Below are 10,743 nucleotides of genomic sequence, written 5' to 3'. Positions count from 1 at the left end.
GGCCGCGGCGCGGCGCCCACTGGTCGGAGCGCTGGATCCTGTTCGAGGGACGGGCCGCCCAGGCCTACGGACAGCTCGGCTGCCTCGGCGCCGCGCATCCCGTCCGGCGGCCGGGCGACGTCCTCGAACTCGACCGCGGGTTCCGGGAGTTGGCGGCCCTCGCCCGCGATCCCGCCTCGCTGTCCCGGGACGTCACCGCGGCCGCGCTGCTGCATCGGCTGATCGCGCTCACCGCTCCCCCGCCGCCGCCCGCGACGCACGGACCGGCATCCGTGGCCGACCGCGCCGTCGCCCTGCTCGACGCCCACGACGGACGGCCGGTCAGCCTGTCCGTCCTGGCCCGGCGGCTCGGGGTCTCGCCGGACACCCTGACCGACGCGGTCCGCACGGCCACCGGGTGCACCCCCACCGAGTACCTGTTGCGCCGGCGCATCGCGCGCGCCAAGTCCCTGCTCACCACCACCGACCTCACGGTCTCGGCCGTGGGCCGCCGGGTCGGGTACGACGACCCGGCCTATTTCAGCCGCCTGTTCACGCTCAGGGTCGGCACGCCTCCGTCGCGGTTCCGGCACGAGCAGGCGGCCGGCGCCGTCCAGGACCGGGGCGCGGTCCCGGAACGGCGACCGGGCGACGCAGGCACCGCACGCGCCCGGCCGGCATCAGGCGATGCGGCCCCGGACGACCCCGGCCGATCCCGGCACTCGGCCGCCCCGCCGTCCTCACCGCCCTCACTGTCCCCGGCGCCTCTACCTCCCCGCGAGCCGCGACCCGCACCCCGTGACAAGTGATGCGTCGCAAGAACCACAGCCACTCGTGCCAAAGCGGTCCACTCCCCCGGATCCGGATCAGATGCGGACCGAACAGGCGCCGCACGAAGGCGCATTGACGGATCACCCACCACAGAGAAAAGATCACGGGGCACGAAGCTGACAACGTTGTCGCACGAGAGGTTCACGATGAGAGCGCTGAGACGCGTCTTCACCGCCTTGCTGGTCGTCACCACCATGGCCGCGGCGTCCGCCACCGCAGGCGTCGCGGACGCCGCGGCGCGGGGACCGGCGTTCGCCAACGACCCGACCGAGCTGGTCGACACGTCGATCGGCAACAACGGTGACGGGACCACCTTCCCCGGCGCCGCGGCTCCCTTCGGCATGGTCCAGCTGAGCCCCGACACGCAGCTGAACAAGTACGCCTCGTACGACTACGCACAGGACACCATCCTCGGATTCAGCCACACGCACCTGTCGGGTGTCGGCTGTCAGACCATGGGCAACATCCGGTTCATGCCGACGACCGGCGCGGTCACCTCGTCCGACCCGGCGCAGTACGCCGCGAAGTTCAGCCACGACAACGAGACCCGCGCACCCGGCTACTACGGCGTGAAGTTCGACAACGGCATCCAGGCCGAGCTCACCGCGACGCAACGCACCGGTCAGCACCGCTACACCTACCCCGCCGGGTCCGGCCCCGAGAGCGTGCTCATCGAGGCCGGCGAGAGCAACGGCAGCACCTACGCGGGCGACATCAAGGTGGTCGGCGACGACACGGTGGAGGGCTGGGTCCAGGGCGGCAACTTCTGCGGGGAGACCGGCAAGGAGCGCTACCGGGTCTTCTTCAGCGCCAAGTTCGACCGGACGTTCTCCTCGTTCGGCACCTGGAGCGACGGGACCCTGACGGCCGGACAGCGCACGGCCACGCGTGGCACCAAGCGCGCCGGTGCGTGGCTGACGTTCGACCAGGCCGGGGGCCGGCAGGTCGGCTCGTCGGTGGGCCTGTCGTACACCTCCGTCGACGGCGCACGGCTGAACCGCAAGGCCGAGCAGCCGAAGTCGTTCGGCGCGGCCGAGTCCGCCGCGCACCACTCCTGGAAGGACGAGCTGAACCGGATGCGGGTGGCCGGCGGCAGCCGCGCCGACCAGCGCACGTACTACACCGCGCTGTACCACTCGCTGCTGCACCCGTCGATCGGCTCCGACGTCGACCGCCGCTACCGGGGCTTCGACGACAAGGTGCACCGCTCCGACTCGACGTACTACCAGATGTTCTCGCTCTGGGACACGTACCGCTCGCAGAACCAGCTGGTGGCGCTGCTGCACCCGGACAAGGCCGCCGACATGGCCAAGTCGGTGCTGCACGTGTACGAGGACGGTGGCTGGCTGCCGCGCTGGGGGCTCGGGGGCGGCGAGACGAACGTGATGAGCGGTGACCCCGTCACCCCGTGGATCGTCGACCTCTACAACCGCGACCTGCTCGACAAGCGCACCTCGCAGCGCCTGTTCGACGCGCTGTGGAAGAACGCCAACGAGGTCCCCGCGGACCAGTCGGCCTTCCGCGGCCGTGACGGCAACCCGACGTACGTGAAGAACGGTTGGGTCGGCTACCAGAACCTGCCGGGCTACAAGTTCGGCGACAGCCGCCAGGCGGGCTCGGCGACACTCGAGTACGCGCTCGCCGACTGCTCGCTGTCCACGATGGCGCGGGGCCTCGGCCACCGTGACAAGGCGGCCGCGCTCGCCTCGCGCTGCGGCAACTTCACCAAGCTCTGGGACTCCGGCGTCACGTCGCAGGGCTTCACCGGGTTCCCGGTCACCAGGAACGCGGACGGCAGCGTCGCGGGCGACGCGGACCCGACCCAGTCCGGTGCGTTCCACGAGGGCACGGCCTGGCAGTACCAGTGGCTCGCACAGCAGGACCCGCAGACCCTCTTCGGTCTGATGGGCGGTGCGTCCGGGGCCGAGCAGCGGCTCGACAAGTTCTTCGACATGCCGACCGTGCTCTCCGATCCGGCCAAGGCCGCCTCGGAGTCGTGGGTGAGCGGGGCGTACGACTACCACAACAACTTCGCGTTCAACCCGAACAACGAACCCGACTTCCACGCCCCGTGGATGTACGCGTGGACGGGCGCGCCCTGGAAGACGTCGGCGGTGCTGCGCGCGATGCGCACGCTGTTCACCGACGACGCGTACGGCATGCCCGGCAACGACGACCTCGGCGCCACCTCGTCGCTGCTCGTCTTCGCCATGGCCGGCGTCTTCGAGGCGCAGCCCGGGTCCGCGAACTACCTCGTGACGGCGCCCATGTTCGAGAAGGTCGAGATCCGGCCCGAGCACGGCCGCACGATCGCCGTCGAGGCCCCGGGGGCCGACGCGTCGAAGCTTCAGTACGTGTCCTCCGTGCACACGCGCAAGGGCACGCTGCACCAGAGCTGGCTGTCCCACGAGGATCTGCTGCGCTCGGGCACGATCAAGGTCGCGTTGTCCGACGCGCCGACGCGTTGGGGTGTGAACGCGGCCCCGCCCGCCCTCGCGAAGGACTGACGAGGAAGACGACTGCGGCCCCTCCCGTGCGGGAGGGGCCGCAGCTGCGTCTCAGCGCACGGAGGTGACGCGGTGCTCCTTGAGCGCGGCGCAGTTGGAGCCGTACACCGACACGTACACGTTCTTGATGTTGCCGCCCCAGTCGACGCAGTGGGCCTTGCCGTAGACGGAGACCGGTCCGGCGTAGGACGTGTAGGTCCCGGTGTCCGAGGCGCCCTTGTCGGTGTCGGGGACGTAGGCCCACGCCGACATGTCCACGCGCGCGCCCGGCGTGCTGCGAATGGTGGCGACGCAGTTGAGGCCGGTGGAGGCGTTGTAGGTCAGGTAGACCGTGCCGAGCGAGCCGACGGGCGCGGAGTTGACCGTCTTGTAGCCGCTGCCGCAGACCTTCTGCGGCGTGGTGTTCGCGGCGGCCGACGCCGGTGACGCGAGGACTGCCGTCGAGCCCGCCGCCAGCGCGGCCACCGCTGACACCGACAGGACTGAGCGAATGAAGCGCATTTCTCCCCCATGAGTTGTTTTGAAGTCCTTACTCCTGATTAGTACGACCCCTGGGGAGGCGATTGGTTGCCGTGTGGGCGGAGAAGTGGCCGAGAAAGAGGACAGTGGCCGGGAATCGATGCTTATGGGGAGGGCACGGCGCCCGTGGCCACGTAGGGCTTGCACACCGTCCCGTCGTAGTCCGTGGCGATCTCCAGCAGGCTCTGCCCGTCCGTCGAAGGCAGCAGCGCGGAGCTGTAGTTGGGGCAGTAGTCGACGGCGCTCGACGACACCGCGACGGGGGCCGGGATCTCCCGCCAGGCACCGGCGCCACCGGCGTCGTTGACCCACACGGTGCGGCCGCTGCCGGCCGCCACCGAGTCGTCGGCGTTGTGCAGGACCTGGCCCACCAGATACAGGCGCCCCGTGCCGGAGCCGCTCAGCGGCGCCCAGGCCACGGTGGGCGCGTGCTTGAAGTACTTGCCGTCGGGGGTCTGCGGCCGGAATCCCAGATGGGCCGGGTCGCCCCAGTTCCAGCCGTCCGCCGAGGTGCGGTAGTGCACGACGCACACGTACTGTCCGGCCGCGGCGCAGATCTCGTACGTCATGAAGTACGTCCCGTCGGCCAGGCGCCGCACGACGGCCATGCCGGGTCGGTCCGAGGCCAGGTTGCTGGCCACGGTGGCGTGGTGACCCGACCAGGTGATGCCGTCCGTGGTCCGGGCGGCCATGAGCTTCTGGCTGTGCGCGGGGTCGGTCTCGTCGGAGTAGTGAGCGACCAGTTCGCCCGCGGAGTCGACGGAGAACTCCGGCTCCCACAGCCCCTTCTCGCTGTTCGCCGTCGCCACGCTGGACAGATAGCTCCATGTGCGGCCGACGTCCGTGCTCTTGAAGACGCGCAGCGCCATGCGACGCCCCGGCTCGTCCTGGCCGACCGACGCCGCCCACAGGAGGGTGCCCGCCGGCAGGGCTCCGATCTGGCGCGGGAGCTCGAACAAGGTGGAGCAGCACAGCCCTTGGCCCGCCGCGGCCTCCGGGTCGGTGACCGTGCCGACCTGGCGGAAGGTGCTGCCGCCGTCCGTGCTCTCGTGGATCGCGCCCAGGCCGTTGTTCCCCGAGAAGGAGACCACCGAGGCCAGGACGCGACCGTTGGCCGTGCCGCTGTGTTCGAGGCGAATGACGCGCGGGTAGAGGCCGGTGTCGTCGCGCAGCGGGGTTCCGGTGGCCGCATGGGCGGTGCCGGGCAGGGCGCCGCCCAGCAGGACGGCGACCAGCCCGAGGACGGCCAAGGCGAACAGGGCTGCTCTTCGCGGCGGAACGGGCCGCAGGTGCTGCGCGGGGGAATGCGGATGCATCGAGCCTCCTCAGGAACCACGCGGCCACCTGAGGTCACGCCGTCCGGTACGGACGCCGCGATGGGGTCACCTGCGGTGGGCGTGCGGGTTCAGTGGCGGATGGGGCGCACGGAGTGGATTTACATCGTTGTACTCACGAGGTCGGAGAGCGTCAAGAGTGCGTGCAGAGACCGTCGTTGGCGGAGGGCAGCAGGGCGGCTGGTTCGCCGGATGCTTCCGCGCGGGTCGGTGTCGGGCGGCGCAGGGCGCGATGTCACCCCGGGGCCGTGCGCGACGGGAGGGGAGTTGGGGCCCCTTCCGCGGCAGCCGAAGTGACGGACATGACACGGGAGTTGGCCCGCGCCACCGATCTCCCGTCTTGCCGGTGGGCCCGTGGCCCTCTACCTTACTTTCAAGTAAGTTTACTTTTGGGTAAGGAGATTGCCTTGGTCGCCTATCGGACTGTCGTGGTCGGCACGGACGGCTCGGAGTCGTCGTTCGCCGCGGTCGAGAGCGCGGCTCGCCTCGCCGCCGCCTGCGCGGCGGAACTCGTCATCGCCTGCGCGTTCGTCCCACTGCGGGGAGTCGAACTGTCGGTGGCGCAGGACCAGTTGGGGGCCGAGGCGTATCAGGTAGTGGGATCCGCTCCCGCCGAGGACACCCTGCGCTCCGCCACGGACCGGGCCCGGGCGGCGGGCGCCGAGGACGTACGGTCCGTCGCGGTGCAGGACGAACCGGTGGCAGCGCTGGTCCGGATCGCGCAGGAGTGTGCGGCCGACCTTGTCGTCGTCGGGAACCGGGGTCTGCGCTCGCTCGCCGGACGCATCCTCGGCTCCGTCCCCGCGGACATCGCCAGGAAGGCCGGGCTCGACGTGCTGATCGTGCACACCACATGAGCGCGACGCGGGCGACGGGCCCCTCCGACGGGGACGAACTGCGCGGCGCCATGGAGGAGTTGCTGCTCGGCGGCAGCCGGACGTGGACCAGGCGCGACATCGCCGAGCGGTCCGGGGTCGGCTCCGAGCGTTCGGCGCAGATCTGGCGCGCGCTCGGGTTTCCGGTGGTCGACGACGAAGCGCGGGTGTTCACCGACGCCGACGTCGAAGCGCTGCGGGCCGGGGAACGCCTCATCGCGGCCGGGCTCATCACCGAGGACAGCGAGACGATGATGGCGCGCGCCCTGGGCCACCACCTGTCCCGGCTCGCGGAGTGGCAGATGCACACCCTCGGGGCCTGGCTGCACCATGCTCCCGGGGCCTCCGGGGCCTCCGGGGCCTCCGGGGACGAGGCGGCGTTCCTGGATCACGCCACGGCCCTGTTGCCCGAGATCGAGTTGCTGCAGCGGCACGTGTGGCGTCGGCATCTCGCGGCGCACGCCGCACGGATGCTCGCCGACGCACCCGGGAACGCAGCCGACGCACCGGGGCGGCGGCCAGGGCCGGGCACGGTGACGGAGGCCCGCGCGGACGCCGACGTTCGCCATCTGGCCGTGGGATTCAGCGACATGGTCGGCTACACGCGGATGACGCGCGGGCTGGACAGCACCGCCCTCGTCCGGGTGATCGACCGGTTCGAGAGCCTCACCGGCGACGTGGTCGCCGAGGGCCGGGGCCGGGTGGTGAAGACCATCGGCGACGAGGTGCTCTTCGTCGCGGAGTCGGCGTCCGCGGCCGCGGCCATCGCGCTGGAACTGACCGCCCGCGCCCAGGCCGAACAGAGCCTGCCCGAGGTGCGGACAGGGCTGGCCCACGGGCCGGTGCTGCAGCGCTTCGGCGACGTGTACGGAGCCGCGGTGAACATCGCGGCCCGCCTCACCGCGGTGGCGCGGCCGCACACCGTGCTGGTCGACACGGCGTTCGCCGGTGAACTGGCCGGTGCGGCGGCGCACCGGCTCAAGGTGCTGCGCCCGGTGTCGGTTCGCGGATACAGCAGGCTGCGTCCCGTGCTGTTGCGGCCCGCGGGTCCGGCCGGTTCCTCCCGCTCCTGAAGCCGGCCGCCCGCAGGACCGCACGAAATCCCCCGGGACCAGGAGTTCTTCGGCCGCTCTCGCGCGCGGCCGCCCACAGCGGGGATCGGGGCGGTCCGCCCCGGGCGGTCGCTCCCGGTCACAGCCCCGGGTCCGGCGACCCCACGATCGCCCGCAGTGCCTCGATGTGCCCCCGGTAGGCCGCCCGGCCCCGCCGGGTCAGGCGGAGCCACACGCGCCGGCGGGTGTCGCGGACGGCTTTGCGCTGCTCGACGTATCCGGCGTCCATCAGCACGGCGACGTGCTTGCTCAACACGGAGGCGGAGAGGCCGAGTTGCTCCTGGACCAGGCCGAACTCCGCTTCTCCCGCGGTGTCCAGGAGGGCACAGATGCGCAGCCGGTTCGGGGCGTGGACCGTGGTGTCGAAACCCTCCTGGAGGTCAGGGGCCCCGTCGCTCATGCGCTCTTCCGGTGCAGACGGACGAAGGCGAGGTGGAAGCCGACGGAGACGGCCGCTCCGAGGAACGAGGCCGCGATCAGCCAGCCCGGCCACCCGGTGAGGCGGAACGCGCACGCCGCCCCCACCCACAGCGCGGGCAGGCCGATGGCGAGCGGCACGGTCGCCCGCCTCGGCAGCACGTCCAGCCGCAGCGCCACCCCGGTCTTCTCGCGCCAGGCCTTGGCGGCGCCGGCGAAGAGGGCCCCGTACACCGCGGTGATCCCCAGCAGGATGCCCATCCAGGCGGGGCCCGGCAGCAGCCACTCCGAGTCGGCGACCGCGCCTCCGTAAGTGAGCGGGAGCGCGGCGGTGTAGAGCGTCAGCGTGAGGAAGAACCAGTTCGGCCACGGCGTGGCGGACAGCTTCGCGGCGGAGGCGCGGACGTGCTCGGTGTCGGCCAGGGCGGAGCGGGCCTGTTCCGGTGTGAGTCGCACCCCTTCACTTTCAATGACGGAAAACGTAGCAGTTGGTTTCCGGTACGGAAAGAGGTGCGTTTCCAGTGCGGCAACTGTCATCGTCCGCTCACCGGCCGGACGGACGCCCCGCACGGCGACCGGATAAAGTGCGCGCGTCGACAGTCCGGCTGCCCGAGGTGAGAGAACGTGACCGACACCAGCGACGTCCGGCCCGCGGACGGTGCGGCGCCCGCGCCCCGGCAGAGCCGACTGCACCGCGTGATGCGCTATCTCCCGTTGATCGCCCCCGTGTTGCTGTGGGCGGTGCCCTGCTGGGTGCTGCTGCACGCGGGCCAGCACTGGCCGCTCCCGGTGGCGGTGGGCGGCACCGCCCTGTTCGTCGTCGGGCTGGTCACCATGCCGCTCGCGATGATGCGGGGCCACGGCCGACGGCAGCAGGACCGGGCGGCGATCGTCGGGGACACGCTCCTCGGCGGCAGTTGGATCCTGTTCACCTGGTCCGTCCTGCTCGGCGTCCTGCTGCGACTCGCCCTGGCCGTGGCCGACGTGGGCGACGGCCAACGCCGGGCCCGGATCGTCACCTGGGCGGTCCTCGGCACCACCGCCGTCCTGCTCGCCTGGGGGTACGCCGAGGCCCGCCGGGTGCCCCGGGTGCGCCGGCTCGCCGTACAACTCCCGCGCCTGGGCGCCGGATTGGACGGCATCCGCGTCGCTCTCATCACCGACACCCACTACGGCCCGCTCGACCGCGCCCGCTGGTCGGCACGGGTCTGCGAGACGGTCAACGGCCTGGAGGCCGACCTGGTCTGCCACACCGGCGACATCGCGGACGGCACCGCCGAACGCCGCCGCGCCCAGGCCGCCCCGCTCGGCACCGTGCAGGCCACCCACGCCCGGGTCTACGTCACCGGGAACCACGAGTACTACAGCGAGGCCCAGGGCTGGGTCGACCTGATGGACGAGCTGGGCTGGGAGCCGCTGCGCAACCGCCACCTGCTGCTCGAACGCGGCGGCGACACCCTCGTCGTCGCCGGCGTGGACGACGTCACCGCCGAGTCCTCCGGCCTGGAGGGCCACCGTGCGCACCTCGCCGGAGCCCTGGCCGGCGCCGACCCCGAGCTGCCCGTCCTGCTCCTGGCCCACCAGCCCAAGTTCGTCGACCGGGCCGCGGCGGGCGGCGTCGACCTGCAGCTCTCCGGCCACACCCACGGCGGGCAGATCTGGCCCTTCCACCACCTCGTCCGCATCGACCAGCCCGCCCTCGCCGGGCTGAGCCGGCACGGCGACCGCACCCTCCTGTACACCAGCCGCGGCACCGGCTTCTGGGGCCCGCCGTTCCGCGTCTTCGCCCCCAGCGAGATCACCCTGCTGGTGCTCCGCTCCCCGCAGGGATCCCGCTAGCGGGAGAGCCGCAGGTGGAGCATGGCCTCGAAGCGGGCCTCGGGGGTGGCGAGGTCCAGCCCGGACACCTTGGCGAGCCGCTTGAGGCGGTAGCGGAAGGTGTTGGGGTGGACGTGCATGGCGGCCGACGCGGAGATGACGTCGCCGAACGCGTCGAGCCAGGCGGCCAGGGTCTGGGTCAGCTTCGTGGCGTGTTCGGCGTCGTACGCGCGCAGCCGGACGAGCGGGCCGTCCGGCGGGCCGCCGTCGGCAGCGATCCGGTCGGCCATCTCCAGGAGCAGGGCATCGACGTAGACCGCGGCCAGGCGGGCGGTCCGCAGGTCGGGCCGTCCTTCGCGCAGGACCCGCAGGGCCCGGTCGGCCTCCGCTCGCGAGCGCCGCAGGTCCTCCGGCCGGGCCGCGACACCGCCGACCCCGATGACGGCTGACGCCCGGTCACCGATGCGTTCCAGGAACGATTCGGCGACCCGGCGGGCCGTCTCGTCCGACGCGGCGGGCAGCACCGCGTAGGTGAGGGCGCCGAGCGTGGCCGTGGCCGTTCTCGGGTGGATCGCGTTCAGGTGCAGGGCGAAGGCGGCCGCGATCCGGTCCGTGGCCACGACCCGGTCGGCGACCGGCGTGGTGCCGGTCGCCGCAAGGGCCAGTACGCAGGCGGGCTGCGCGGACAGACCGAGCCGGGCGGCGGCGCCGGGCGCTCCCTCGCCGCCCTCCAGGAGAGTGGCGAGCAGGTCGGCACGGAGCCGCTGCCCCACGTCCTCGCCGGCCCTGCGGCGCAGCAGGTGCAGGGCCGCGACCTTGGCCGCGTCGCTCAGCGCCCGCTCGCCGTCCCGGCCGAGCGGTCCCTTGACCACGACCCACAGGGAACCGAGGATCTCCCCGCCCGCGCGGACCGCGATCGCCACCCGCGGCTTCTGCGCGATCCCCTCCAGGAACAGCGGTTCCTCGCTGCGGTACAGCGAGCGGAACGCACCGCGTTCCTCCAGGACCCGCAGGTTCTCGGCCGGGACCTGGCGGTCGAGGATCGTCGCGATCCTGGCGTCGTCGCCCTCGTCCTGGCGGCTGGAGAAGGCCAGCACCCTGCCGTCGCGGTCCTCGACCGTCACCGGCCCGTCGAGGAGTGCGGAGACCGCGTTGGCCAGCGCGAACAGGTCCCCGGCGAGGGGCTCTTCGGCCGGTTCCCCGACGAGCCCGTCGACAGCGAGCATCGACCGCAGCAGCGCGGCGACCTGCGCCCAGGACGCACCCGCCATCAGGCCCAGCACCGGTATCCCGGCCGCGGCGACGGCCGCCCGCACCGCGCCGTCCACGGCGATCGGGGCCCGGACGATCA

At 72.3% G+C, this 10,743-nt stretch carries 10 protein-coding genes; 5 read left to right on the top strand and 5 right to left on the bottom strand.

Features of this window, described 5'->3' with window-relative positions; all coding sequences use genetic code 11:
* A partial coding sequence (locus tag G3I40_RS29360) for an AraC family transcriptional regulator (protein WP_239092007.1) occupies positions 1-788 on the top strand: 788 nt, incomplete at its 5' end.
* 168 nt (positions 789-956) lie between these two features.
* Positions 957-3,317 (top strand): GH92 family glycosyl hydrolase, encoded by a 2,361-nt coding sequence (locus tag G3I40_RS29355; protein WP_203644976.1) that lies wholly within the window; start codon positions 957-959, stop codon positions 3,315-3,317.
* Positions 3,318-3,368: 51 nt separating this feature from the next.
* Here G3I40_RS29355 and G3I40_RS29350 read toward each other — a convergent pair whose 3' ends face one another.
* Positions 3,369-3,818, bottom strand: a complete 450-nt coding sequence (locus G3I40_RS29350) for a spore-associated protein (protein ID WP_164305569.1) — start codon at positions 3,816-3,818, stop codon at positions 3,369-3,371.
* Between the two features lie 122 nt (positions 3,819-3,940).
* On the bottom strand, positions 3,941-5,152 hold the full coding sequence (locus G3I40_RS29345; protein ID WP_239092006.1) for an exo-alpha-sialidase: 1,212 nt from the start codon (positions 5,150-5,152) through the stop codon (positions 3,941-3,943).
* Between the two features lie 425 nt (positions 5,153-5,577).
* Between G3I40_RS29345 and G3I40_RS29340 the strand changes: the two genes are divergently transcribed.
* Both G3I40_RS29340 and G3I40_RS29335 read left to right on the top strand, forming a co-directional pair.
* Positions 5,578-6,027 (top strand): universal stress protein, encoded by a 450-nt coding sequence (locus G3I40_RS29340; RefSeq protein WP_164305567.1) that lies wholly within the window; start codon positions 5,578-5,580, stop codon positions 6,025-6,027.
* Positions 6,024-7,118 carry an adenylate/guanylate cyclase domain-containing protein gene (locus tag G3I40_RS29335; RefSeq protein WP_164305565.1) on the top strand — a complete coding sequence of 365 codons (1,095 nt, stop codon included), beginning with the start codon at positions 6,024-6,026 and terminating at the stop codon, positions 7,116-7,118. The genes G3I40_RS29340 and G3I40_RS29335 overlap by 4 nt, the downstream gene beginning before the upstream one ends.
* A 118-nt stretch (positions 7,119-7,236) precedes the next feature.
* Here G3I40_RS29335 and G3I40_RS29330 read toward each other — a convergent pair whose 3' ends face one another.
* Both G3I40_RS29330 and G3I40_RS29325 read right to left on the bottom strand, forming a co-directional pair.
* Positions 7,237-7,557, bottom strand: coding sequence for a transcriptional regulator (locus tag G3I40_RS29330; RefSeq protein WP_164305563.1), 321 nt, complete (start codon positions 7,555-7,557; stop codon positions 7,237-7,239).
* Entirely contained in the window at positions 7,554-8,030 is a 477-nt protein-coding gene (locus G3I40_RS29325; protein WP_343245052.1) for a hypothetical protein, read from the bottom strand. The genes G3I40_RS29330 and G3I40_RS29325 overlap by 4 nt, the downstream gene beginning before the upstream one ends.
* Before the next feature lie 168 nt (positions 8,031-8,198).
* Here G3I40_RS29325 and G3I40_RS29320 point away from each other — a divergent pair, with 168 nt between their 5' ends.
* Entirely contained in the window at positions 8,199-9,413 is a 1,215-nt protein-coding gene (locus tag G3I40_RS29320) for a metallophosphoesterase (protein ID WP_164305561.1), read from the top strand.
* Here G3I40_RS29320 and G3I40_RS29315 read toward each other — a convergent pair.
* Positions 9,410-10,743: helix-turn-helix domain-containing protein (locus G3I40_RS29315; protein ID WP_164305559.1), on the bottom strand; the 1,334-nt coding region annotated here is incomplete at its 5' end. The genes G3I40_RS29320 and G3I40_RS29315 overlap by 4 nt on opposite strands.

The organism is Streptomyces sp. SID14478 (assembly GCF_010548525.1).
In the GTDB taxonomy this organism is placed as follows: domain Bacteria; phylum Actinomycetota; class Actinomycetes; order Streptomycetales; family Streptomycetaceae; genus Streptomyces.
Note: the sequence above shows the minus strand (reverse complement) of the source record. Positions and strands in the feature narration are given on the sequence as shown.